16 protein-coding genes and 4 pseudogenes are annotated in these 24,907 nt (G+C 69.8%); 10 read left to right on the top strand and 10 right to left on the bottom strand.

All coding sequences use genetic code 11. The annotated features are described in order from the left end of the window. The first annotated feature begins 2 nt into the window (after positions 1-2). The 3 genes from ABCR94_RS18210 (at position 3) to ABCR94_RS18200 (ending at position 3,688) form a co-directional block, all read left to right on the top strand. On the top strand, positions 3-1,592 hold the full coding sequence (locus ABCR94_RS18210; protein ID WP_347120386.1) for an ABC transporter permease: 1,590 nt from the start codon (positions 3-5) through the stop codon (positions 1,590-1,592). Continuing rightward, on the top strand, positions 1,589-2,674 hold the full coding sequence (locus ABCR94_RS18205) for an ABC transporter ATP-binding protein (RefSeq protein ID WP_347120384.1): 1,086 nt from the start codon (positions 1,589-1,591) through the stop codon (positions 2,672-2,674). The genes ABCR94_RS18210 and ABCR94_RS18205 overlap by 4 nt, the downstream gene beginning before the upstream one ends. 495 nt (positions 2,675-3,169) lie before the next feature. Then, positions 3,170-3,688: a zinc ribbon domain-containing protein gene (locus tag ABCR94_RS18200; protein WP_347117077.1), complete on the top strand. Its 519-nt coding sequence runs from the start codon at positions 3,170-3,172 to the stop codon at positions 3,686-3,688. Here ABCR94_RS18200 and ABCR94_RS18195 read toward each other — a convergent pair. The 6 genes and pseudogenes from ABCR94_RS18195 to ABCR94_RS18165 all read right to left on the bottom strand — a co-directional run bounded on the left by ABCR94_RS18195 (position 3,651) and on the right by ABCR94_RS18165 (position 8,667). After that, positions 3,651-4,436 (bottom strand): IS5 family transposase, encoded by a 786-nt coding sequence (locus ABCR94_RS18195; protein ID WP_347117076.1) that lies wholly within the window; start codon positions 4,434-4,436, stop codon positions 3,651-3,653. The genes ABCR94_RS18200 and ABCR94_RS18195 overlap by 38 nt on opposite strands. 280 nt (positions 4,437-4,716) lie before the next feature. Next, positions 4,717-4,953 (bottom strand): annotated as a pseudogene (locus tag ABCR94_RS18190) (MFS transporter); the annotation flags it as partial. Between the two features lie 62 nt (positions 4,954-5,015). Then, positions 5,016-5,488 (bottom strand): annotated as a pseudogene (locus tag ABCR94_RS18185) (SDR family oxidoreductase); the annotation flags it as partial. A 197-nt stretch (positions 5,489-5,685) separates the two neighbouring features. Beyond that, positions 5,686-7,098 carry a tannase/feruloyl esterase family alpha/beta hydrolase gene (locus ABCR94_RS18180; RefSeq protein WP_347120382.1) on the bottom strand — a complete coding sequence of 471 codons (1,413 nt, stop codon included), beginning with the start codon at positions 7,096-7,098 and terminating at the stop codon, positions 5,686-5,688. 217 nt (positions 7,099-7,315) lie between these two features. Next, positions 7,316-8,058: pseudogene (locus ABCR94_RS39125) on the bottom strand (extracellular catalytic domain type 1 short-chain-length polyhydroxyalkanoate depolymerase); the annotation flags it as partial. 96 nt (positions 8,059-8,154) lie between these two features. Then, complete coding sequence (locus ABCR94_RS18165) at positions 8,155-8,667, bottom strand: NAD(P)H-binding protein (protein ID WP_521977231.1); 513 nt, start codon at positions 8,665-8,667, stop codon at positions 8,155-8,157. Between the two features lie 227 nt (positions 8,668-8,894). Between ABCR94_RS18165 and ABCR94_RS18160 the strand changes: the two genes are divergently transcribed. Then, complete coding sequence (locus ABCR94_RS18160) at positions 8,895-9,980, top strand: BTAD domain-containing putative transcriptional regulator (RefSeq protein ID WP_347120378.1); 1,086 nt, start codon at positions 8,895-8,897, stop codon at positions 9,978-9,980. Here the strand turns inward: ABCR94_RS18160 and ABCR94_RS18155 are convergent, their stop codons facing one another. Then, positions 9,981-10,649, bottom strand: a complete 669-nt coding sequence (locus tag ABCR94_RS18155; RefSeq protein WP_347120376.1) for a cutinase family protein — start codon at positions 10,647-10,649, stop codon at positions 9,981-9,983. A gap of 156 nt (positions 10,650-10,805) precedes the next feature. Between ABCR94_RS18155 and ABCR94_RS18150 the strand changes: the two genes are divergently transcribed. Further along, positions 10,806-12,467 carry a PLL family lectin gene (locus ABCR94_RS18150; RefSeq protein WP_347120375.1) on the top strand — a complete coding sequence of 554 codons (1,662 nt, stop codon included), beginning with the start codon at positions 10,806-10,808 and terminating at the stop codon, positions 12,465-12,467. Positions 12,468-12,574: 107 nt separating this feature from the next. Here the strand turns inward: ABCR94_RS18150 and ABCR94_RS18145 are convergent, their stop codons facing one another. Together ABCR94_RS18145 and ABCR94_RS18140 are read right to left on the bottom strand one after the other, a co-directional pair. Beyond that, positions 12,575-13,618, bottom strand: coding sequence for an alpha/beta hydrolase (locus ABCR94_RS18145; RefSeq protein ID WP_347120731.1), 1,044 nt, complete (start codon positions 13,616-13,618; stop codon positions 12,575-12,577). 72 nt (positions 13,619-13,690) lie between these two features. Further along, entirely contained in the window at positions 13,691-16,117 is a 2,427-nt protein-coding gene (locus tag ABCR94_RS18140) for a penicillin acylase family protein (protein WP_521977228.1), read from the bottom strand. Positions 16,118-16,421: 304 nt separating this feature from the next. Here ABCR94_RS18140 and ABCR94_RS18135 point away from each other — a divergent pair, with 304 nt between their 5' ends. The 5 genes and pseudogenes from ABCR94_RS18135 to ABCR94_RS18115 all read left to right on the top strand — a co-directional run. After that, positions 16,422-17,933 (top strand): M23 family metallopeptidase domain-containing PLL-type lectin, encoded by a 1,512-nt coding sequence (locus ABCR94_RS18135; protein ID WP_347120371.1) that lies wholly within the window; start codon positions 16,422-16,424, stop codon positions 17,931-17,933. Between the two features lie 17 nt (positions 17,934-17,950). After that, on the top strand, positions 17,951-19,984 hold the full coding sequence (locus tag ABCR94_RS18130; RefSeq protein ID WP_347120369.1) for a DUF8189 domain-containing protein: 2,034 nt from the start codon (positions 17,951-17,953) through the stop codon (positions 19,982-19,984). A 245-nt stretch (positions 19,985-20,229) separates the two neighbouring features. Continuing rightward, positions 20,230-21,039, top strand: coding sequence for an FHA domain-containing protein (locus tag ABCR94_RS18125; RefSeq protein ID WP_347120367.1), 810 nt, complete (start codon positions 20,230-20,232; stop codon positions 21,037-21,039). After that, entirely contained in the window at positions 21,036-22,454 is a 1,419-nt protein-coding gene (locus ABCR94_RS18120; RefSeq protein WP_347120365.1) for a serine/threonine-protein kinase, read from the top strand. Before ABCR94_RS18125 ends, ABCR94_RS18120 begins: the two co-directional genes overlap by 4 nt. A 49-nt stretch (positions 22,455-22,503) precedes the next feature. Then, positions 22,504-22,974: pseudogene (locus ABCR94_RS18115) on the top strand (nucleotidyl transferase AbiEii/AbiGii toxin family protein); the annotation flags it as partial. A 385-nt stretch (positions 22,975-23,359) separates the two neighbouring features. On the opposite strand, the gene ABCR94_RS18110 reads toward ABCR94_RS18115, so the two are convergent. Further along, positions 23,360-24,799, bottom strand: a complete 1,440-nt coding sequence (locus ABCR94_RS18110; RefSeq protein WP_347120364.1) for a class I SAM-dependent RNA methyltransferase — start codon at positions 24,797-24,799, stop codon at positions 23,360-23,362. Positions 24,800-24,907 lie beyond the last annotated feature (108 nt).

The following is a 24,907-nucleotide window of genomic DNA, read 5'->3' as shown; positions in this document are numbered from 1 at the left end:
TCATGCAGATCCCGGATCCCGTTGTGCAGGCGGGACCCGCCGCCCGCCCGCCCGGCCCTCCCGTGCCGGCCGGGCGGTTGCGCGCCGAGCGCCGCCCGCCGCTCGTCCTGGTCGTGCCCGCCGTCGCAGCGGCGGTGCTCGCGCTGCTGCCGCTCGGCTATCTCGCGGTCCGCTCCCTGGAGCGCGGCCCCGCTTTCGCGTGGGACGTCGTCGCCAACGAGCGCACGGTCGAGCTGCTCGGCCGCAGCCTGGGACTGGCTGCCGTGGTCGTCACGGCCAGCCTGTTGCTCGGCATTTCGCTGGCCTGGCTGACCGTGCGGACCGCCCTGCCCGGCGCCAGGGCCTGGTCGGTGCTGGTAACGCTGCCGCTGGCGGTGCCCAGTTATGTCGCGGCCTTCGCCTGGCTGTCCGCCTTCCCGCAGCTGGCGGGCTTCACCGGGTCGGCGCTCGCACTGACCCTGGTGAGCTTCCCCTACGTCTATCTGCCCGTCACGGCCTCGCTGCGCGGCGCGGATCCGGCGCAGGAGGAGGTCTCCCGCTCGCTCGGCACCGGCCCGTTGCGCACCTTTCTGCGCGTCACGCTGCCGCAGGCACGCCCCGCCGCGGCCGGGGGCGCGGTGCTGGTCGCGCTGTACGTACTCTCCGACTTCGGGGCGGTGTCCCTGATGCGGTACGACACCTTCACCCGCGGCATCTACACCTCCTACCGGGCCAGCTTCGACCGGACCCCGGCCGCCGCGCTCAGCGTCGTCCTGGTCGTGATGACCATCGCCCTGGTCGCCGCCGAGGCGCGCACCCGCGGCCGCGCGGGGCACGCCAGGACGGGCACCGGCACCGCGCGCCCCGCCGTCCCCGCAACGCTGGGCCGGTGGCGGGCCCCCGCGGTGGCCTGGTGTGCGGCGGTCACGGCGGTCGCCGTCCTCATTCCGCTGGGCACCCTCGGCTACTGGCTCGCCGTCGGCAACTCCGCGACCTGGGACCCGGCCGGGCTGCTGGACATCGCCGGCACGACCCTCGGCGTCGCCGCCGCGGGCGCCGCCCTCACCACAGTGCTCGCCCTGCCCGTGGGAGTGATCGCGGCCCGCCACCGGGGCCGGGCCGCGCATCTGCTGGAGCAGTCCGCCTACGCGGGCCACGCGCTTCCGGGCATCACCGTCGCCCTGTCGCTGGTCTTCTTCGCAGTCCGCTACGCCGAACCGCTCTACCAGGCATACCCGTTGCTGGTCTGCGCGTACGCCGTGCTCTTCCTGCCGGTCGCGGTCGCCGCCACCCGGGCCGCCGTGCTTCAGTCCCCGCCGGTGCTGGAGGACGTCGCCCGCTCGCTCGGCCGCGGGCCGCTACGTGTGCTGCGGGAGATCACCATGCCGCTGGCCGCGCCGGGGGTCGCCGCCGGCGCCGCACTCACCTTCGTGGTGTGCATGAAGGAACTGCCCGCCACCCTGCTGCTGCGCCCCACCGGCATGGACACTCTCGCCACCCGGCTCTGGACGGAGACCGGAACGGGGTCGTTCGCGGCCGCCGCACCGTACGCCGCGGCACTGATCCTGCTTGCCGCCATCCCCTCCTACCTCCTTGGGAGGCACCGCACATGAACGATCTGCGGATCACCGGAGTGTCCAAGGCCTACGGCCGGGGCAACCCGGACCGGGCACCTGTCCTCGACGGCCTCGACCTGACCGTTCCCGGCGGCGCCCTGGCGGCCGTACTGGGCCCGTCCGGCTGCGGCAAGACCACCCTGCTGCGCATCATCGCCGGCTTCCTGCGGGCCGACGCGGGCACCGTCAGGGTGGGCGGGCGCACCCTGACGGCCCCCGGGGTTCACCTGCCCCCGGAGAGCCGGCGTATCGGCATCGTGCCCCAGGAGGGCGCGCTCTTCCCGCACTTGAGCGTCGCCCGCAACATCGCCTTCGGCTTGTCCGGCCTCGATCGCGGCAAGCGGCGCGACCGTATGGAGCAAATGCTCGAACTCGTCGGCCTGCGCGGATACGGCGACCGGATGCCGCACGAACTGTCCGGCGGCCAGCAGCAACGCATCGCCCTGGCCCGCGCCCTGGCGCCGGAGCCAGCCCTGGTGCTGCTGGACGAGCCGTTCAACGCGCTGGACAGCGCCCTGCGCGCAGGGGTCCGGGCGGACGTCCGAGCCGCGCTGCGCGCCACCGGCGCCACCGGCGTCCTGGTCACCCACGATCAGCAGGAGGCCCTCTCCACGGCGGACCTCGTCGCGGTCGTACGGGACGGACGCGTCGCCCAGTGCGGCACGCCCCAGGAGGTCTACCACCACCCCGCCGACCCCTGGGTGGCCCGCTTCGTCGGTGACACCGTGCTGCTGGCCTGCACCACCGACGACGGCACTGCCTCGACCGCGCTGGGACGTCTCCCCCTCGCAACGCCCTCCGGGGGCCGCCGCGACGGCACGGTGCTGCTGCGGCCCGAGCAGCTGCGGCTCACCGAAAGCGCCGGAGCGGTCCAGGGCACCGTGACCGATGTGGTCTTCTACGGCCACGATGCGATGGTCACCGTCTCCGTCGACGGCCTGGGCGACCCGGTCGGCATCCGTGTCACCGGTCCCGTGTCCGTGCGTCCTGGTCAGCGCACCGGCGTCCGCATCACGGGCGAGGCGACACTGCACGAGGCACCTTCCGCGAGGCACCTGGACACTTCACCGGCCACCTAGTGGACCAGCTGGAACGGCTCAACCGCCAAACCGGCTGGACCAGTTACTGCGCACACGGTCTGTCCACGATCGTGGCCGTGAGGGAGCCGGAGGCGCGAGGCGCGCGGCCCCAATCGCCGGTCGAACCCCACCGGCCGCGCCGTGTCAGCCCAGGAGTTCAGCCGCACCTGACGGTCGGGGTTGTCCTTGTTGGTGTCCGCCAACCTCCCGTTAAGACAGCCGCCAAGGTACCCGAGCGCGGAAGCTCCACGTGATGCGTCATCGAGAAGTGGCGGAAATGATATCCAGCTAAAGAAACCCCAGGTCAGATGCCATAGAGAGGTTCCAAGCGGGGCTCCGTGCGTCAAATGAGCGTCACGATCGCTCGCCCTCGTCAGGCGTAAGAAGCTGTTGCTAAAAGGGTCTTGAGGGTTGCGTTTCCGCTGGTCAGGTATGAAGTGGGCTGAGCGCGGAAGGGTTCGGGCGTCATGATTGTCCGAGCGTGGAGGTGCGGGGATGCCGTCGGTGAAAGGGCTGTTCGAGGAGCGGGAACGTGCGGCGAGGCAGCGGGTGGAACTGCTGCGCGAGGAGGCCGAGCGGGTCCTGGCCGCGCTGCGGGAGGCCGAGACGTTCTGGGAACGGAAGGTCGTCGCGTTGGAAGAGCTCGATGACGCCTTGAGCGTGGACCACGGGTCCGTGGCGGTCGAGGTGGGAGGGGAGTCGCGGCCCGACCCGTCGGTGACGGTGTCGGGTTCGATGGTGCCGCAATGGCGGGCGGACCTGTCGGCCTCCGCGCTCCCGCCGGACTATCAGCGCATCATCGGTGTTCTGGTCGGCCGGGAGGCCGGCGGGGCGGATGGTGACCGGTCGATGATCTGCAGGGAGATCGCCGGTGGGCTGGGCCTGGAGTTGGTGCCGGCGAAGGTGGAGGGGGTGCGGTCGAAGGCGAAGAAGATGGTGGCCCGTGGATGGCTGACCGAGGTGCGGGCGGGACGGTTCACGCTCGCGGACGGCCAGCGAGGCGACGGCTCATGACCATGGTCATCGACCACAGGATCATCGCTTCGGCGCTGACGGTCGTGGTCTCGAAGTCGCGGGCCAGACGGCGCGAGCGCATCAGCCAGCCGAAAGACCGTTCCACCACCCAGCGGCGGGGAAGGATCTTGAAGCCCTTGGTGTCGTCACTGCGCTTGACGACCTCCAGCACGATGTTCAGCGCCTTCGCCGCACCGGCGAGGACAGGGCCGGTATAGCCGCCGTCGGCCCAGATGAGACGGAGCCGGTGAAATCTCTTGCTCAGGAAGGGCAGGAGGGCCTGGAACGCGTCACGGTCACCGATGTCAGCAGGGGCGACGTGGACGCTCAGCAGCAGACCCAGGACGTCGGTCACAATGTGCCGACGCCTCCCGTTGATCTTCTTGTTTCCGTCGTAACCCCGTGAGGCGGCCGGAACGTTGGCGGCGGCCTTCACCGACTGTGAGTCCACGATTCCCGCGCTCGGCTCCACGTTCCTGCCCGCCCGCGCCCTCACCTGCTCGCGCAGCCGGTCGTGGAACTCCGCGATCAACCCCTGCTCCCGCCACCGGCGGAAGAACGCGTACACCCGCTCCCAGCAGGGGAAGTCTGCGGGCATCGCCCGCCACTTGACACCGTTGTCGACGACGTAGCGCACCGCGTCGACCATCTGCCGGTGGCAATAAGACTCCGGCCGGCCCGCCTGCTTGCCCAGCCACGCCGGGACCGGCAGCAACGGGCGCACCCGCGCCCACTCCGCGTCCGTCATGTCCGTCGGGTACCGACGCTCACGGCCGGGCTGATCGGCCGCGTTTCCGTACACGTGCGCGAGACAGTCACACGACCGCGCCGAACCACTGGCCACCGGCCCCATCGATGCGGTGAACTGGAACAACAGGGCCTCCTGGAAACGGTGATCTCGACAACCACTCGCTTCCAAGAGGCCCTGCTTTCATGCCCCGCCCCATGAAGATCACCTATCCGGGATCGACGCGAGGAACATCAGATCGACCGCCAGGCCACATGATCGATTGAACTACGGCTTCTAAGACCATGCCGCCGATCGGGCGGGCCGCGAAGCCGATGGCGTGGGTGAGGAAGGCGAGGAGGGTCCCGACCAGGGGCTCACTGCTGGGGAAGAACAGCTTGTTGAACACGAGGGCGGCGGCGGAGCCGTAGAGGAAGAAGTCGTACCACTCGATGGTGGTGCCTATGAGGCTGACGCTGATGACGCGGCCGATGCCGCCTCTGGATCCCTGGGTTGCCTGGGTTGCCTGGGTTGCCATGGCGGGGTAACACTTTTCGGCTGGGAGCGGTCTAGCGAGGGTGTGCGGGGCGGGCCGGTCAGGCGGCGCCTCCAGCCGCCGTCCACGGGGATGGAGGCGCCGGTGATGTATCCGGTGTTCGGTCCGCAGAGCCATACGGCTACGGCTGCGACTTCCTGCGGTTCGATCATTCGCTTGATCGCGGAGCGGCTGAGCATCACTTCGCTGACCACCTGCTCCGGGTCGATGCCGTGGGCCATCCAGAAGGTGATGGTCCACGGGCCGTTCCTCCTGCTCCGCCAGAGCCTGCCGCACGTTCCCCCACAAGCTCTGCCTGGGCCAAGTCCACCACGTGGGCCAGGCCGCCAATCTCTTCGGCGACGGACTTGGCCGCCTCCGCGTCGAGGTCCACGACGTGGACGGGGGCGCCGGCGGCGGCGAGCTCCTGAGCGCAGGCCCGTCCGATGCCGCTGCCGGCGCCGGTCACCATGGCTGTACGGACCGCCAGGTCGACACCTGAAGGATCGTCGAACGGGGAAGTGATTCCGCTTGTCATGGCCGGAATCATGCGGGACATCCGGGTGTCACTCCCATGTGTGAGCCCGCCATAGTCGCGATTACCGCTGTGGCGATTTCACCAGTGGGAGTGGCTGCGGGCGTCATACGACGGACATGACGGCGGTTAGCGGACGCGGAAGAGCGGGGGTCCCCCGGCCGGGGACCCCCGCTCCGGACCTGCTGAAGTGCAGGGTTCTACGGGGTGAGCGGGCAGCTCGTCAGCAGGGTTTGGGGACCGGCCGAGGCTGGGCGGGGCAGCGTGGCGCTGGTCGGCGGCTGTACGCTGCGGCCGAGCCAGCCCTCCAGCGCCGTGAAGGCGGAGCGATGGCACGCCACCAGCGGCCGCAGCTTGTCGGGGAAGGCATCGAACAGCGAGTCGACGTGCGTTCCTCCCTCGACGCGGTAATAACGGAAGAGGTGGCTCCGGCCGGCGTCGTTGACCATGCGGGCGTATACGTCGGAGTCCTGGCTGATCGGCAGCAGCACGTCCAGGGTGCCGTGCACCGTGATCAGGGGTTTCCCGATCCGGCCGGTCAGGGCGATCTTCGACACCGCGCCGTGGACACCTGCAGGCCGGGTGCCGTAGTCGTAGTCGCTGTCGCAGGCAGGGGTGCCCGGGGTGCAGAACGGGGTTCCTGCCTCTTGTGCGCCGTCGTAGTCCGGGTCGAGTTCCTCGCGGTAGATTCGTTGGGTGAGGTCCCAGTAGTACTGGTGGTGGAAGGGCCACAGGAACTCCGAGCCGGCCGGGAAGCCCGCGGTGGTCATCTGCTGGTGGGCGCGGTCGGCGCCTTCGCCTCCCGCCGCGTATGCGGGGTAGGCGGCGAGTGCGGGCGGCAGGAAGGTCAGCAGGTTCGGCCCGTCTTCGCGCCAGAGCGTGCCCTCCCAGTCGACGCCTCCGTCGTAGAGCTCTGGATGGTTCTCCAACTGCCAGCGCACGAGGTAGCCGCCGTTGGACATGCCGGTGGCCAGGGTGCGTGCCGGGGGCCGGTGGTATCGCTGCGCGACCACCGTTCGGGCGGCGCGGGTGAGCTGGGTGACCCGGGTGTTCCATTCGGCGATGGCGTCACCGGGCGCGGCGCCGTCGCGGTGGAAGGCGACTCCGTTGTTGCCCTTGTCCGTTGCCGCGAACGCGTATCCGCGGGACAGTACCCAGTCTCCGATGGCTCGGTCGTTGGCGTACTGCTCGCGCACTCCTGGGGAGCCGGCGATGACCAGGCCGCCGTTCCACCGGTCGGGCAGGCGGATAACGAACTGTGCGTCGTGCTGCCAGCCGTGGTTGGTGTTGCTGGCCGAGGTGTCCGGGAAGTACCCGTCGATCTGGATACCGGGGACGCCGCTCGGCACTTCCAGGGCGGCCGGGGTCAGTCCCGCCCAGTCGGCCTTGTCGGTATGCCCGGAGGCAACGGTCCCTGCCGTGGTCAGCTCGTCCAGGCAGGATTTGTCCTGGCGTTCGGCGCCGGGCACTCTCAGCCAGGACATCGTCGCGCAATGGCCGGATTCGCCCAAGGCCGCCCCGCTTAAGGCCTGGGCGGTTGCAGGGACGGCGGCAAGGGTCACCAGCGCCGCAGCCGCTGCGACGGCCCGCCTCAGCATTCTGATAGGCGACATCGGCCGCGGCCTTTCAGGCTGTGATGCTGATGTGAGCACAAGGGGCACAGGTACCTCCGGTGGAGTGGCTTCTGCGGGCAAGCGGGACGCTATGCCGCACGAAGCCACTCCAGGCAGGGGTAGGGTCCCCACAGCCCCGACCTAGGGAGTGGGGCCGTACACCACAGCTGCGGGGCGAGACTGCATGTCTCGCCCCGCAGTTCGGGCGCGGTTAAGGTCAGGGACGGGTGCCGTCGGCGATGACGTAGTAGCCCGCCGGGGACTCCTTCAGGGTGTGCGTGGCGAAGGTGTTGCAGAGGCCCATGTTCTGGTTCGAGCCCTTGGCATACACGTAGCTGCCGTCGGTCGTGGCCCGTCCGGCCTGGACCTGCTGGTAGTTGTTAGCGGTCCAGCACTTCGCGGCGGCGCCCGTGGTGGTGGCGCTGATGTCCGCCGAGCGGGCGCCCTCGACTCCGGCGCTGTCACGGGCGGCCACGGCGTAGGTGTGGCTGCTGCCCGGGCTCAGGCCCGTGTCGGTGAATGGGCAGCGGTGGGTGTGGCGACGCGGGCGCCGTCCCGGTACACCGCGTACGACGCGGCGCCGCTCACGCTGTTCCAGTTGAGGGTGACAGCGGTGTCGGTGATGCCGGTGGTGGCCAGGCCGCCCGGGGCAGGGAGCCCTCCGGGGGCCGGGGCGGAACCGTCCAGGCCGAAGAACCCGGTGATCCAGTAGCTGGAGCAGATCGAGCGAATGAAGTTCGCGGTCCCGGTGGCCCCGCATTGTTGGGCGCCGCTACCCGGCTCCACTGGGGTGCCGTGCGCTATGGAGGGCACCATGTTGACCTCGACGGCGACCGTCCCGCCGGCCGCGAGGTACTGGTCTCGGCGGGTCTGGTTGGGCCCGATCGTGGAGGTGCGGTCGGGGGTCTGGTCCAGGCCGTGGACGGCAGTCCGCTGGTCACGCAGTTCCACCGCGTTCTTCCACAAGTGGCGCGACCGGCGGCCCACCGGGCGTGAACTACGCAGGCAGCGGCTGGCCGACGATATCGAGGAGACCTTCGCCGAGTCGGGTGGCACCTACGGATCACTGAAGATCTTCATCCTGCTGGTCCACAAGGGCTGGCGCATCTCGGTGAACACCGAGCGAAGCTGAAGGCCGAACTCGGCCTCGTCGCCCGGGTGGTCAGACGCCGAGGCGGGCTGACCAGGCCAGGGAAGCGGCCGGGCGCACCCGACTTCGTCAAGTGGGCGGACCCCGGCCGCCCGGGCCTCCGAGGCGAAGGTACGAGCGGCGCGGCGGTCCTTCTCCTCGAAGTCCCGCCCGGAGGTCATCGAGTGCACCAGGTAGTACGCGTCCTCTACTTCGCGCAGGGCGGGGCACAGGCTGTCGACCTCCGTGACGTCGCCGCGCACCACCTCGACGCGGTCCGCCCACGGGTGGTCGCGCAGGTGGGAGGGGGTGCGGGCCAGGCAGCGGACGGCGTACCTGGCGTCGAGCAGTTCGGGCACGAGCCAGCCGCCGATGTAGCCACCAGGCCCGGTGACCAGGCACCGCTCGCCGGGGGACTCGGTCCGCGCGTGTGTCCCCATGGACAGTCACTCCCCTGGTCCGGCCGGATGCGGCGTCGTCTCACGCGCTCTCACACTCACCCACTGTGCGAACGCCCCAGTCCCGCCACCAGCCGACGCGCGCTTGAGGATGACATGCGGCCGTGCGTGTCACTCCGGATCGTTCCGGATGCCTTGCCCGATGCTCCCCCCACTACCTTGTCGACGGCGCCCGCAAGACCGACGCGTCCGGAGCCCGGGGAGCAGCGATGCCGACGACCGTCACGACCGACCGCCCTATCGCCACCGTGCTCAGGCATCAGGAGCGCCAGATGCTCTCCGCGGTCGGCTGCGGCCTGCGGGACGACGAGATCGCCGCCGCCCTCGGCATCCCCGAGGACGCCGTGGCCGAGCACCTCGCGCGGATCCTGGTGAAGCTCGGTCTGCGCGACCGGGCCGCCGCCATCGTCCACGCCTTCGACTGCGGTCTGGTCGTCCCCGGACGTGGCCCCCGCACGCGGTCGGTGAGACCGGTTCCACGGACCATCACCGTGCGAGCGGCGGGACCGAAGGTACGGATCTCCCTGCTCGGGCCGCTGCAGGCATGGCGGGACGGGCGGCCCCTGAACCTGGGGCATCTGCGCCAGCAAGCCATCCTGGCGGCCCTGGCGCTGGGCGCGGGGCGGTCCCTCAGTCAGCAGGAACTGCTCGATGACGTATGGGGGATGGAGCCGCCGGTCGCGAACGTGGTGCCGGTGTACATCTACCGATTACGCAAGGCCCTGCGCGTCGGGGGCGGTCCGGACTCGGTCATCGAGCGCGGACTCCGTGGTTACCAGTTGGTCTCCGGCGCGGTCGACCTGGACGTGGCACGCATGGAGGAGCTGGTCACCGGCATCGGGAAGGCCGATCGAGCGGGCGAACCGCTTGAGGCGGTCCGCCTCTGTGCCCAGGCGCTGGAACTGTTTCACGAAGAGCCCCTGGCCGGTTTGCCGGGGCCGCTCGCCGAACTGGAGCGGCTGCGGCTCACGGAGCGCAGGAACGCCATCGTGCAGCGGAAGTTGGAGTGGCAGCTGCGCCTTGGCCAGGATTCGGAGGCGATCGCCGAGCTGTTCGCCCTGTCGGTGGCGCACCCCCTCAACGAGCCGTTGGCCGCGATGCTGATGCGGGCGCTTTACCGGAACGGACGCCAGGCCGACGCCTTGACGGTGTTCGAGCGCGCCCGCCGCCTTCTCGCTGACGACCTCGGGGTTCATCCGAGCCGCATGCTGCGGCGGGCGCACCAGATGATTTTGCGCGGTGACGAAGCCGGCCTCGGCCTCACCCCCTTGGCCGGTTCCACCACCGGCCCGTGATCACCAGGCGGCGGGGTACCAGGCGCCGTTGTACCACTGCTCGTTGGAGCCGTCGTTGTGGTGATCCATGTTGAAGTCGTTGGGGTAGTTCCTGATGTGGTTGTCCGGGTACGTCCAGATGCCGGCGGATTCGTCGCAGACGTAGTCCCAGTGGCAGATCGTCTTGACCGGTACGTCGCCGAAAAACCTGTCCGCGCCTGCGAGCGGAGCGCCGATGATTCCGCCGAACGGCACGGATCCCCCGTTGGCGCCGGGGTCCCCCTGGCGCTTGGGATCCGCGATGAGAATGGCGTTGACGTTGCCGAAGGTCTGCCAGTTCTCGGTGACCCAGGTGTGCACCACCGCGGCGCCCAGGGAGTACCCGCCCATCTTGACGTGCTGGCCCGGGCACGCGGCACGTTGGTCGCGCACCAGCCGGTTCAGCTCATTGACGCCTGCCCGGGCGCTCGCGCCGTTGGGAATCTGAGTGGGGTACCCGACGTGCTGCTGGATGTTGCCGCTGAAGCCGTCGTTGTTCCACGAACTTCCCGTACCGCCGACGACGATCGTGTAGGTCCCCTCGCACGAAGCCGCTGCCGCTGCCGCTTGCGCCGTGGACGCCTGTGCCACCGACAGCCCTGCCGTCAGCAGTAGTCCAGCCAACGCGGCCGTAATCCTCTTTGCTCGCATTCGATCCTCCCCAGTTGGTCTGCCTACGCCTCACGACATTGGCAGTGGCCGATGACATCCCGATGAAACGCGCGGGGAGGGCGATTCCATGGGTGTTTCATAGCTGCTTCCTACTGTCGGCCGCCAACGACCGGAGTTCACGACGGAAGGCACACCATGGAAAGACGCGGCTTGTACCGCATATTCACCAGACTGTCCTTGGTGGCCAGTCTGTGGGCGTTGGTGATCGGGATGACCGCCTCGGTCGCCGTCGCCCAGCCCGCACCTGATCCGGGGCCTGGCGACGACCGGTCCGGTGTCTCCCGGTATTTCAGTGGCCCACAGGGCCTGGCCATTCCGACCGCGCCGTGCGATCCAGCCGGTCCGTCGGCCACCGACGGCGTCATGGCCGACCAGCTCAACCCGCAGCTCAACGCGAAGATGGCCGGCTATCTGAACGCGTACAAGGTGTCCTGCGCGCGGATGGTTACGCAGGCGGTGAAGGACCGGGGGCTCAACCCGAGGGCCGCGGCGATCGCCATCGCCACGATCATCGTGGAATCCAGCATGAACAACTACGCCCAGGCCGTTGACTACACCAGCATCGGGCTGTTCCAGCAGCAGGACTGGTGGGGCAGCCGGGAGCAGCGTCTGGACCCGGCCTACGCCACCAACGCCTTCCTCGACGCGATGGAAGAGCTGTATTCGGGCGGCTCGTGGAACGACGCGCCGATCGGTGAGGTGTGCTGGCGTGTGCAGCAGCCGAGAGAGGACCTGCGCTACCTGTACGGGGTCGAGGCGGGCGACGCCACGCTGATCGCCAACGCGTTGTGGTCCGCTACGAGCGCCGGCCCCAAGCACCCGTACGCCTCCGGTCGGGTCGTGTCCGGGCGGTCCGCGGACGGACGCCTTGAGGCGTTCGCCGCCGGTGCCGACGGTGTGTATCACGCGTGGCAGACTTCGGTGAACGGCGCTTGGTCGCCGTGGCAATTCGCGGGTGGTCCGCGCAACGCCCAGCTGGCGGTGGCGTCCAATGCGGACGGACGGCTGGAGCTGTTCGCGCTGTCGGACAGTACGTTCGACCACATGTGGCAGACCGGGTCCAGTGCCGGGTGGTCCGCCTGGGAGAACTTCGGCGCCGGGGGCCACCGACTGGCGGCGGGCAACAACGCAGACGGCCGGATAGAGGTGGTCGCATCCAACGCCGACGGTGTGTTCCACCGCTGGCAGACCGCGCCCAGCGGCGGTTGGGCCGGCTGGGAAGGCACCCACGGCGGCCCGGCCAACGCGCGACTGGCCATGGAAAACGCGCCTGATGGGCGACTCGAGGTGTTCGCGCTGTCCGACTCGACGTTCGAGCACCTCTACCAGACCGGCGTCAACGGCGGGTGGTCCGCCTGGGAGAACTTCGGCACCGGAGGACGCGCCGTCACCGCCAGCTACAACCAGGACGGCAGGCTCGAGGTGTTCGCCTCCAACGCCGACGGTGTATTCCGTCGCTGGCAGACCGGCCCGACCTCGTGGTCGGCGTGGACCGGCACCGGCGGGATCCCCAACGCCGAGCTGGCCACGTCTCGGTCGGCCGACGGGCGGATCGAGGTGTTCGCGATCAACGCCACCACCGCGAGCCATGCCTGGCAGACCGGCCCGAACGCGGCGTTCTCGCAGTGGGAGAACTTCGGTGGCGGTGGCACGTCGATCGGTGCGGTCAACAACGCCGACGGTCGCATCGAAGTGTTCGGCACCAGCCACGCCGGCGTCTATCACCGGTGGCAGACCGGCTTCGCCGCCTGGTCGGAATGGGCCTGGCTGAACGATTCCGGCCCCGCGATCAGCTAGGAGGTGTCCGGCTCGGGTCCCGATCCGGAAACGAGCTCCGCAACACACGCCCGCCGTCGTCCCGCAGACCGCACCAGCGGCTGGCGGGACGACGGCGGGCGCTGCCGTCAGGCGGCGAATTCCCTTTCCAGCCTGGGGACCAGGTCCCGAAGATCCTGTTCCCAGCAGCCGGCGTTGTGGCCGCCGTTGCACTGGGTGCCCCAGGCGGCCCCGTCGCCGTAGTTGACGTAGGAGTAGGACATGCCCAGAGCGTCCATGGCCGCCTTGGCGTTCTTGGCCGCCCCCGCGATCCAGAACTCCGGTTCGAGGGGTGAGCCGCCTCCGTCGCCCGTGTAGACGGAGACCCCGACGTTGGCCTTGGCCAGTCTGTCCATGTGCTGTGAGGGGTCGACCTCGTTCCACCGCCAGTCGGCGTTGAACACCGGGTAGGGCGAGCCGAACGCGGCGTCACTGTCCACACCGGGCTTGTAGGGAGAGTTGTTGGGGTCGCAGGCTCCGGATGCCGATGCGCAGATCGCGCCCGTCGCGTCGATGAGGGAGGCGACGACGGCCAGCCGGAGGTCCATGGACCTGGCCGACATGTCGATGTCTCCGGACAGGGACGCGGTGTGGCTGAACAGGTCGGGACGGACCTGGGCGTAGTGGAAGGCGCCGAACCCACCCATGGAGACGCCGGCGATGGCCCTGGCCTTCTTGGTGGCGATGGTCCGCAGGTTCGCATCGATGAACGGAACCACTTGCTTGAGGTGGAAGTTCTCCCAGTTCTGGGCACCGGCCGCGGTCTTTTGGTTGAGCCAGTTGGCATACCAGCCCCGAGCGCCGCCGTCCGGGATGACGGTGATCATCTGGTCCGACATCGACAGCGCCGGATACGTCTGCTGGACCGGATCGTCGGGTGAACCGTGCAGGAAGTACAGCACCGGGTAGCGCCGGTCCGGGGCGTCGTAGTAACCGCTCGGCAGAATGATCTTGATGTGCTGCTCGCCCGCGACCTCGGGTGTGGTCACGGTGAGGTAGAAGTTGGTGGCGCTCCCGGTCGCCGCACCGATCTGGGTCAGGCCGAAACCGTTCGCCATCGGCGGCGGCGCGGTGCCTCCATCAGCGGCCTGTACCGAACCCGCCGGCGCGACCACGGTTACGGCGGCGAGCATCCACGCCACCACCAGCCGCCGCCAATGCGCTCTTTTGGTCACTACGTTCCTCCTTGTGGGTTGTCGGCATTCTCAGTTCAAAACCTTGATCTGCAATTCCGGTGAAGCCGCGATCTGATCCTCCGTGAACCGCTCGGTCACCCACTTGCCGGCCGAGAAGAGCTTGGTCTGGTCGGCGTAGTGCGGCGAATTCGCGTTGGCCGACTGGGAGTAGGCCATGACGGACAACGCCTGCGGCGGACCGGCGGCGGTGAACCGCACCTGCTGGATGAAACTGGACCCGTAGGTGATGTCCGGTTTTCCATCGACTTGGCCGGGAGTGACCACGTTCAGCACACCCAGTTGGCTGATCGAGCCGTGGATCGGGATCTGCTCACCACCGCGGGTGACCGTCTGGATGCCCGACAGCGGGGCGTTCAGTGGAATGTTCGCCTTGCGCAGTGCGAGCACGGCACGACCGAACGCGTCACGGACGGCGGAGCTCCCGGAGTCCAGCGAATTGGGTGTGTGCACCGGGTCCTTGGAGTCGAAAGGAACCTTCCACGGCAGCTTCTCGACTCCCTGTCCATTGAGCAGGAGGGACCAGTAGTTCGCGAAGAGCCAGGATCCCCGGCTGTCCGTGGTGTAGTCGTGGTTCTTCCAGGCGGCCAGGATCGGACAGGCCTCGCTCACGTTGACCAGGTTGCCGTCCACCAGGATGAGCCCGAAGGGGACGTTCTGGCACATCGTCACCGTGGCGTTGAGGGCCAGGTCGGCCGCCCTGCTGTTGTCGGCGAACAGCAACTGCCCCATGGTCTCCGGTGTGAAGCCCTTGCCAGGCAGGCCGTCGGTGCCGTTGATCCGGTTCTGCGCGGTCAGGATGAGTTCCTGGGTACGCAGCGATCGGGGCGCCGAGGTGTCGCCCATCACCCGGGGGAAGGTCAGCGGTTGCTCGGGGTTGGCCAGCCAGGCGCTGTCGTTGGCGTTGCCCACGAAGTCGGACCGGATCAGGCGTGGTTGCTTGTGCGGGTCCAGCAGTCCCGGCGCGACCGCGTTCGGGTCTTCGGGCCAGTCGCACGCGCTGCGTTTGCCGTCGAAGATGGAGATCGGCGGCACGTTCGGCAGCCGTAGTGACTGGTTGAACAGCAGCTGACCGGTCTGTGTGAGGCACGATCGCGCGTGCTCGTCGGTGATGTTCGGGGTGGCTTGGATGTCCGCGTACAGCGCGTTGCCCTTGCGGTCGGAGGCGACGGTGTTGAAGAAGGGGATGCCCTGCGTGGTCTCCAGGGTGTTCACCACGTCATGGACGTCCTTGGCCTGGTCGAGGCGGAACCAGGTGTTCAGCGCCCGCAGGTTGTCCATGTTCACGTCGCGTACCGCGTGCGCGCTGACCACCCAGGGCAGCGCGACGCCCTGCATCGATGTGGTGATCGGGCCGTAGCGGGTGGACCACAACGTCCTGGTGACCTTGGAGAGCGAGCCGTCCGGCTTCAGCACGTCGACCCCGACCCGCTGCGAGGTCATCTGCTCCCAGACGCCGTCCACCAGATACTTGGTGGGGTTCAGCGGATCCACCTGTACGTCGAACAGCCCGAACGGGGCCACCGTGGCGACCGTATGGCTCCAGGCCACGTTCTCGTTGTAGCCGATGTTCACCGCGGGGAATCCCAGCAGGCTGGCCCCGGAGACGTTGATCTCGCCCGGGATCGTCAGCTGGCTCTGCCACATCCGGTTCTTGCCCTGCCACGGGAAGTGCGGGTTGGCCAGCAGCATGCTGGTGCCACCGGACACGCCCTGCGAGCCGACCGCCAACGCGTTGCTGCCCATGCTCTGTTGGCGGCTCACCGCCATCGCTTCGCGGATCTTCGCCGCAGTCCTCGCGGGTGAGGACGCCGGCTGCGCGGCGGCCGAGGCCCCCAGGGGTGCGGCGTTCACCTGGCCGTCCAGCAGCGCGTCGGCGCTGCCCATGATGATCTCGGCATGCGCGTGCCGGTAGACGTCCAGCTCCGTGAGCGGCCGCACCCAGGCCGCACCGCGGCAGGCCGGGTCGGAAATGTTGTTCACGCCGGTCTCGGCCAGGTACCTGTTGTATCCCTGGACATAACCGCGAATGGCTTTTCTGACCTCCGGCTCCGGCCCGTCGGGGGCGGGCTTGTCGAGGAGCCGCTGCACCACCCGGTTGTCCTTGATCCGCTGGAAGTACAGGTCGCTGTTGAGGTTGGTGGTGGTGTTCTGGTTCTGGCCGGGGCTCGTCCTGCCCTCGGGCCCCAGGTGGCGGGACCTCTCGGCGTTGACCATCAGATAGGTGTCGGCCAGGGTGCAGATGTTGTCCTTGGCCGCCGCGTATCCGTAGCCCGTTCCCAGCCCCTCCCAGTTCGAGGCGATGATGTGCGGGATTCCGTACTCGGTGTAGCGAATCGTCGGCTTGTCCGGCCCCGGTTCGGGGGCGGCCGCCCCCGCGACCGTCGTCCCGGTGGCCGCCAGCGAGCTCATCACCGCCATCGCGGCCATGACCACCATCGGCAGCCTCGCTCTGTATCTCCTCCGTGCCATCGCCGTCCTTCCCCTGTCGTACGGGCCGTCGTCTGAACGCGGCCACCCTAAGGAGGACCGATGAAATCTCGATGACCAGCGACAACAGGTGGCTAAGGGCTGTCCCGCACTACCTGGCGGGACAGCCCTTAGCCGACGTGCTCCCGCCTGTCAGTCCGTAACCTTCCGGGGTCTCCCGGGCCCGCGCTGTTGCTAGCTTCCGTACCGTCCGTCCGCACGGCCCCAACCGTCCATCCCACTCACCCCGAGACTGCCAAGGGGAGGAGAACTCGTGCTTCCAGGGCTTTCCAGGCGCGCACTGATCTGGGTTCTCGCGTCAACAGCCGCCCTGCTGCTGCCGACGCTGCTGCCCGCGACTCCGGCCGCAGCCGCCCGGACCGCCGCCGCCGCGGCCTGCCCGGCCGCCGGTTTCGTGTCCCAGCACTTCCACAGCGGCCACAACGGCGTCGACATCGCCAACGCCGTCGGGACACCGATCTACGCCGTGGGCGACGGCGAGGTGACCATCTCCGGGTACACCGGCGACTACGGCCAGTGGATCCGGGTCCTGCACCCCGACGGGAGGATCTCCGAGTACGGGCACATGGTCCGGCGGGATGTCTCCGTCGGCGACCGCGTCGTGGCCGGCCAGCAGATCGCCCTGATGGGCGCCGAGGGAAACTCCACCGGACCCCACCTCCATCTGCGGATCTGGGGAGACCGGTCCACCTCCTACGGTATCGACCCCGAGGTCTACCTCGCGGAGCGCGGCGTGGTGCTGCCCTGCACCCCGGGCAGCGGTCCGCGGCCCGAACCGTTGGTGTATCCGGCGGAGTCGGGCCGGGTCGTGTCGGCGCGGACGGCGGACGGGCGCCTGGAACTGTTCGCCGCCGGAGCCGATGGCATCCACCACGCCTGGCAGCAGGAGGTCAACGGCAGCTGGTCGGAATGGGAATCGCTCGGCGGGCCCGGCAACGCCGAACTCGCCCTCGCGCCGAACGCCGACGGCCGCCTGGAACTGCTCGCCATCAACGGGAACACCTTCCAGCACCGCTGGCAATTGAGCCCGTCCGGCGGCTGGTCGGGATGGGAGACCTTCGGCGGTGGCGGCCGGGACACCGCGGCCGGTGTCAACGTCGACGGCCGCATCGAGGTCTACGCGTCAGGCCCAGAAGGGCTCTTCCACCGGTATCAAGTCGCCCCGAACGGCGGCTGGTCGCAATGGGAGCCTGCGGGCGGCCCCGCCGACAGCCGGGTGGAGATGGAGAAGGCACCCGACGGACGTCTGGAGGTCTTCGCTCTCAACGGCACGACCTTCCAGCACCGGTACCAGACCGCCCCCAACGGCGGCTGGTCCTCGTGGGCCGGGTTCGGCGAAGGCGGCCACGACCTGACGGTCGACCACAACGCCGACGGCCGCCTGGAGGTCTTCGCCTCCGGCCCGGACGGCGTATTCCACAAGTACCAGACAGGCCCCACGAGTTGGTCCGAATGGGAACCCATGGGCGGCCCCGCCGACTCACAGCTCACCAGCGAACGCACCCCCGACGGCCGCGTCGAAGTCTTCGCCATGAACGGCACCACCGCCATGCACGTCTGGCAGACCGCCGTGAACGCCCCCTACAGCGACTGGGAGTCCTTCGGCACCGGCGGCACCGAAGTCACCGCCGCCACCAACGCCGACGGCCGCATCGAGGTCTTCGGTACCAACCACGACGGTACCTTCCACAGATGGCAGACGGGCTTCGCCACCTGGTCCGGCTGGCTCTGGCTCAACAACTCCGCCGGCCCCGCCGTCGACTGACGCCTCTGAAGGAACTCATGCTTCCGATCAGCAGACGGAGCCTGTTGCGCGGTGCGGCCGGCGCCGGCGCCCTCCCGTTCCTGGGCGCCGACCCGGCCGTCGCCGCAGCGGCCTCCGAGGACGTCCCGCCTCCTCACCGGGTCGGCGTGGGACCCTTCACGTACGTCTACGACCCGTCCACCTCCGCAGGCCCGCGCTATCTCAACGATCACACGCTGATCGAGGCTCAGGGCCGTTGGCATCTGTTCGGCATCGTCGGGAACAGTGCGCCGCGCGGCGAATCTCCGGACAGCGCGGCGGAGATCTCCTTCGCCCACGCCTCAGCGCCGAGCCCGCACGGACCGTGGACCAGGCACCCCGACGCGCTCATCGTCGACCCGTCCTATTTCGGTGAGGATCACCTGTGGGCGCCGCACGTCGTCGAGGCGGGCGGCAGGTTCTGGATGTTCTACGCCGCGGGCGGTGCGAGTGGCGCGGCGATCAACCTCGCCACGTCGACCGACCTGTTCACCTGGACCCGCGAACCGTCCGGCCCGCTGTTCCGGGGGTTCGCGGCGCGTGACCCGATGGTGCTGCGGGTCGGCGGCGAGTGGGTCATGTACTACACCGAACTCTCCGGCCCGGGCGGCCGGCATGTCGTGGCCTACCGGCGTTCCGCCGATCTGCTGCGCTGGGGCGAGCCTGGCGTCGCGTTCACCGATGCGAGCACGGACGCGACCGTCTCGGTCACCGAGTCGCCGTGCATTGTCGAACGAGACGGCTGGTACTACCTGTTCATCGGTCCGCGCAACGGCTACGAGGGCACCGACGTCCTCGCGTCGCGGGACCCGTTCCATTTCGAGCTCGCCGGGTGGGTGGGGCATGTGCCCGGTCACGCCGTGGAGGTGGTCCGCGACGGGGAGACCTGGTACGCCAGCGCCGCGGGCTGGTTCCGGAACGGGCTGTACGTGGCGCCCCTGTCATGGCGGGACACGCCACCGCCGTGGCAAAGCCCCGACAACCCGGTGGCCGGCCTCGACGTGGACGGCCGCCTGACGGTGTTCGCACTCGACGCCACCGACCGCGCGATGCTGCGGCGCGTCCAGCTCGACCCGCACACGGACAGCTGGTCGCAATGGGAGCCCTTCGGAGGACCGGCCGGCGCGGTTCCCACGCTCGGACGCACCACCGACGGCAGGCTCGAGGTGTTCTCACTCGCCCCTGGCGGCGCCAACCTGCACCACCGGGTGCAGCGGCCGGACGGCGGCTGGCACGACTGGGAGGAGTTCGGCGGCCCGGCTGGTGCCGCCCCCGCCGTCGCCCGCGACGCCTACGGCCGGCTGGAGGTCTTCGCCCTGAGCCCCGGCGGCGCCTCCGTCGCGCGGCGACGGCAGAGGTCGGCCGGGTCCCTGGCCTGGGACCCGTGGGAGCCCGGATTCGGCGGGGCAGCGGGCGCGCCACCGGTTGTCGCGTCGAACGCCGACGGCCGGTTGGAGGTGTTCGCCCTCGCCCCCGGCGGCTCGGGCATCGACCACCGTTGGCAGGAAGCCGCCGGTGGCCCCTGGACCGCGTCATGGCACCGATTCGGCACCGCGGCCGGCGCCGCGCCTCGGGTGGCCAGGGACGGCAGCGGCCGGCTCACCATCGCCGCAATCGGACCGTCGGGCGTGGCAACCTTCGTCCGGCGGCAGGCCGTGCCGAGCGGCGGCTGGGACGAGTGGCTGCCGCTGTTCGGCTGGAGCGCCGCCGCCCCGGCATTCGCCGTGAACGCCGACGGCCGGCTGGAGACGTTCTCCCTGACGCCCGGCGGAGCCCGACTCGGCCACCGCTGGCAGGTCGCTCCTGGCGGGGACGCGCATCCCGGCGGGGAGTTCGGCGAGCCCGGCATCCGGCTCGTCGCCACGCCCACGGCGGCGCTCGACGCCGCCGGGCGGCTGCACGTCTTCGCCATCACCGTCGCGAGCCGGATGCGGACCCGCGTCCAGGCCCGGCCGAGCGGCGGGTGGCAGCCGTGGACGGCCTTCGGGGATCGCACGGTCGCGCCCCTCGTGTCGGGCAGCCCCGCTCTCTGAGCGGGGCGTGCGGATCTCGCCATGTGAACGGGGCTTCGGTGCTTCGTTCGCGCCGCCCCTCCCCCTGACCCTGGCTCCTGCCCTCCCCGTACGGTGACTTTCCCCACTGTGCATGGTCTGGAACGAGGCATCCACGGCTCCGGGCGGCCGGTTCCAGATATGTGGCCGAAGTACGCCGGTGAACTCCCCTGAGAGATGAGTATCGTTCCGCTGGTCCGACAAGCGACGCGTGGAACGGGGGAGCGGTGAGCGGCGTAGTCGTCCATCTACCGCAGGGAAGCGGTGGCGCCCTCGGCGGCAAACCGCACGGTGACACGGTGACGTTACGGCTGGGTCCCGGCGAGGTCGCCCGCTTCGGACGGGGCTCCACGACGATCCCCGTCGAGCTGCGCCTCGACGACCCGGCGATCTCCCGGCTCGCCGGGGAGATTCGTGTGACCGACGACCACTGGCAGTTGACGAACCACAGCACCACCCACAGCTATCTCGTGGAGAACCCGGAGGGAGCGGGGGAATACCTGAGGGTTCCGCCGCGACGGGTCGGGGCGCCGATCCCGTTCGAGTTCTCGCGCGTCGTGCTGCCCGTGCGCGGTGACGTCACGATCTCCTTCCAGGTGTTCGCTCCCGACCACGTCTATCTGGACCCGGAGGCCATGGGTGTCCCCTGGGGGACCAGCACGGTCACCGCGTACTCCCTGAACGAGACGGCCGCGTACTTCCTCGTCCTGGTCGCGCTCTGCGAACCGCGCCTGCGCGACCAGTCGCGCGTGGCGGTCCCCACCACTCCCCAGATCGTCGAGCGGCTCAGGGGGCACCTCACCTGTGGCGAGCTGACCGCGCGGGCGGTCAGCTCGCACATCGACTACCTCGCCGAGGAGAAGCTGCGCATCGGCGTCCTGGACGCCCACGAGCCCGGCAAGGGCGACCGCCGCAACGGCAAGCGGGAGGAGATCGTCGGGCTGGCGCTGCGGTTCGGGCTCGTACGGGAGGAGCACCTCGCGCTGTTGCCGCCCCTGGCAAGGGCCGGCGGGCGGGAGCGGCAGGCCGCACGATGAGACCGCCGCACGGCCTGGGGGGCACAACGGAATGCGACCGGACGGACCTGCTCCCACCCGGCTATCAGGTCGGAAACTGGGTGGTCACCCAACTGATCGGTTCCGGGGGCTGGTCCACGGTGTACGCGGCGCGACCGGCCGACGGGCACCCGGACCGAACCGGCGGGACCGCCACGCCTCCGGGCCCTATCGACGTCGCACTCAAGATCATGCCGACCGCCGGGCTCGCGCCGCGCCAGGCTCGCAGGATCGTGGAATCCGCCCGCCGCGAGGTCGAACTCGGGCGCAGGGCCGGGCATCCCCGGCTGATCGGCCTCCTGAAGTCGTTCGTTCTCGCCGCACCCGACCGCCCCTCCCTGGAGGGCGCGATCGTGCTGGTCATGGAGCGGGCCGCCGGCAGTCTGCGGGAACTGGTCGACGCGGGGGTGCCCGAGGCCGATCGCGGCCGGCTGATCGCGGGCATCTGCGAGGGACTCGCCCATCTCCACCGGTCGGGCTGGGTCCACGCGGATCTCAAGCCGGAGAACGTCCTGTTGGGCAGGGACCGCTCCGTGAAGCTCTCGGACTTCGGCCTCGCCACCGAGCTGACGGGGACACACGGGTACGTGCCTCCCATGGGCACCCTGGACTACTTCCCGCCCGAGCGCTGGAGGGCGCCCCTAGGCGAACTCGGCGTGCGGGTCCGTCCGACCGCGGACATCTGGGCGCTGGGCATCGTCATCCACGAGGTGTTCGCGTCCGGCGGCTCACCGTTCGCCGGGGCCACACCCGTGGCGCGGGGCGCCGCGGTCCAGGAGTACGGCGCGGGGCGTGCGCCGCTGCGCATGGACCACGCCGTGCCGCCGTTCTGGCGCGCTCTGGCCGCCGACTGCCTCGCCCCGACCCACGAGGCCCGTGCCCCCCACACCGCCGAGAGCCTGCTCGCCCGCATCGCCGCCCACCAGGAGACACCCGAGGCAGGGGTGGGACGGCTGGGCGGCCGGGCCCGCGCCGCCGTCCTGGCCACCGCGCTGTGCGCGATCATCGGCGCGACCCTGTGCTCAGACGCGGTGCGGGCGACCTCGGCCGCGCCGCCCGACCGTGCGGGCGTCACGACGCCCGGCACGATCCGGGTGTACAACGCGGAGCGGGGCTGCCGGGAGCAGGTCGACCGGGATCCGCGGTGCAGCTTGGGTCTGGCGATCGATCCCGTGCAGCCCTACATTGCGGAGAACGTCGTACCGACAAGGGTCTGGCACGGCGATGTTCTCACCGCCGACTGCCAGGTGCCCGACGGGGAGCCCATCATCAACGAGGAGGACCAGCGGTCCACCCGCTGGTTCCGCGTCCGCCTCCCGGCCGGCTCCAAGCCCCCTACTGCCTGGCTCTCCGCCGTACGCACCGAGGAGCGCCCGGCGCTGCCGGAGTGCCTCTAGTGTGCCGACGACCACACGCACGCTCGTACGATCGTCGATGGAAGCGTAAGGCTGGCAGGTGCATGCGCTGGAGACTGCCCCGTTGTCCGCCCGCTTCATCGTGTCCGACCCGCTCACCGGGCAGGACTGCGAGGTCGACATCCTCAAAGAGATCTTCTGGCGTCCCATCACACAGAGCGCGTATAGGCCCGTCCTCGCAGAGGAGGACGTGATCGGGACAAAGGTCCGCGCCCTCGCCGACCGCGGAGCGCCCCGTGACCTGATCGACGTATTCGCTGCAGCCCGCCGCTGGACCAATCCCGGGCTCGAGGAGTTCGGCCGCCGCCATGCCCGCGGCCGCTTTGAGCGCGAGGATCTGCAGGCCAACCTCGCGGGCGCCGAGTGGACCGACGACGAGGCACTCGCCGCCTACGGCCTCGACGCTGCCACCATCACCGCGCTGCGCGCCTGGGCCGTGGTGTGGGCCGACGACCTCGCGGCCCGTCTTCTCAATGAGTCCGACGAACCGGATGCCGACTGATTGGGTCTGGTGAGCCCGGAGCTCCGGGCTACCGATCGTGTCGGCCAGAGGCAGGGAAACCGGCGGGTCGGACGGCATCCTCCGGAACTCTCTCCCCCGCGCCCTGAGGCACCCGCCGTGGCCTGGCCTTCCACCAGCGCGACGAGATCGTCTGGCCACTCAATGATCACCACTGTCAGCCAGAGCCCTGAGACTGCCCCAGACCCTCAGGTGAGCGTCATATGAGCGTCAAGGACGCTGAACGATGCCCTGACACTCTCGCCGCCATAGCCGTTGCCCGCATAAAACCGCAGGTCAGGTCATCTCCGGTGGATGAACTCCCCACTCGACCCGTTGCACGGAGGAAAACAGGTCGAGCGACCCACCCGGGCAACAAACCCGCAGGTCAGGCATCCTTCTTGATGGGCTCAAGGATCACGACGCACTCCACGTGATGCGTCATCGGGAACAGGTCGAACGCCCGCATCGTGCGCGGCTTGTAGCCGCCCTCGCGGAAGTACGCCAGGTCGCGTGCCAGCGCCGCCGGGTCGCAGGCGACGTAGGCGATACGGCGGGCGCTCAGGGCCGACAGGAGCTTGACCGTCTGCTTGCCCGCTCCCGCGCGCGGCGGGTCCAGGACGATCAGGTCGGTCTTGGCGATGCCCGTGCGCGGTAGGACCTGCTCGACCTTGCCCTGCTCGATGCGTACGTAGTCCATGTCCTGGAGGTTGTGCCTGGCGTCCTCGACGGCGCGCTTGCTGGTCTCGATGCCGAGCACCGCGCCCTTGTCGCCGATGCGCTCCGCGATGCCGCCCGCGAACAGGCCGACGCCGCAGTACAGGTCGAGGGCGGACTCGCCCTTGCGCGGCATCAGGCCCTGCATGACGGCCTTGAGCAGGATGTCCGGTGCCTGCGGGTGGGTCTGCCAGAAGCCGCCCATGCCCACGCGGTACGTGCGCTCGTCGGCCCGCTCGCGCACGAAGGCGCGGCCGTGCACCCGGTGCACTCCGCCGTCGTGCTCTTCCACGCGCAGGACCGAAACGGGCTTGTCGAGCTCGACCAGCGGCAGCCGGCCGCCCTTCTCCGGGGTGAGGATGACCTGACGGTCACTGGAGCCGGTGGCGGAGATGGCTTCCACCGAGGCCAGCTGCGGCCACTTGTGCTTCTCGATGCCCAGCTCGCTGACGCCGGGGGCGGCGATCAGGCAGGCGTCGATCGGCTGGATCTCGTGTGAGCGGTGCTTGCGCAGTCCGGCGTGGCCGTCGGCGTCGATGGCGTACTGGACGCGGGTGCGCCACGCGGGCACCTCGCCCTGGGGCAGCTTGTCGCCGGGGGCCGGCATGACCGTCCCGTCCCAGCCCGCCTCCTCCGGCGTGAGGCCCGCGAGCCGCTGGAGCTGCTCGGTGATGACCTCGCCCTTGAGCCGCCGCTGCGCGCCGGGCTTCGCGTGCTGCCAGTCGCAGCCGCCGCACATGCCGGGCCCCGAGTAGGGGCAGGGCGCCTCGATGCGGTCCTTGGAGGCCTCGATGACCTCGACCGCGTCGGCGCGCAGGTAGCGGGAGGTCTCGTCGCCGTCCGTCACACGGGCGCGGACCTTCTCACCGGGCAGCGCGTGCCGTACGAACAGCACCCGGCCCGCGGCCGTACGGGCGATGCAGTGGCCGCCGTGGGCGACGGGGCCGACCTCGACCTCGTACTCCGTGCCGACCAGCGAGTCCGGGACGAACGGCGCCTTGGCCTCCGCCGGAGTCGAAACGTCCGGCGCTTCCGTCACGTCGGCGGTGTCCACGTCCGGGGCCCCCGCCACGTCCTGCGTTTCCTTGGTTTCCTTGGATTCTGACTGCATGACGGGGTGACTCCAGAGGATCAAGGGGGAACGGCAGGACTACAGCCCACCAGTCTACGTGGGTGTGGTCCTGCCGTTCACCACAGCGAAGCGGCGCCGGCGAGGCCC

This window comes from Streptomyces changchenzhani (genome assembly GCF_039766235.1).
GTDB lineage: Bacteria > Actinomycetota > Actinomycetes > Streptomycetales > Streptomycetaceae > Streptomyces.
Note: the sequence above shows the minus strand (reverse complement) of the source record. Positions and strands in the feature narration are given on the sequence as shown.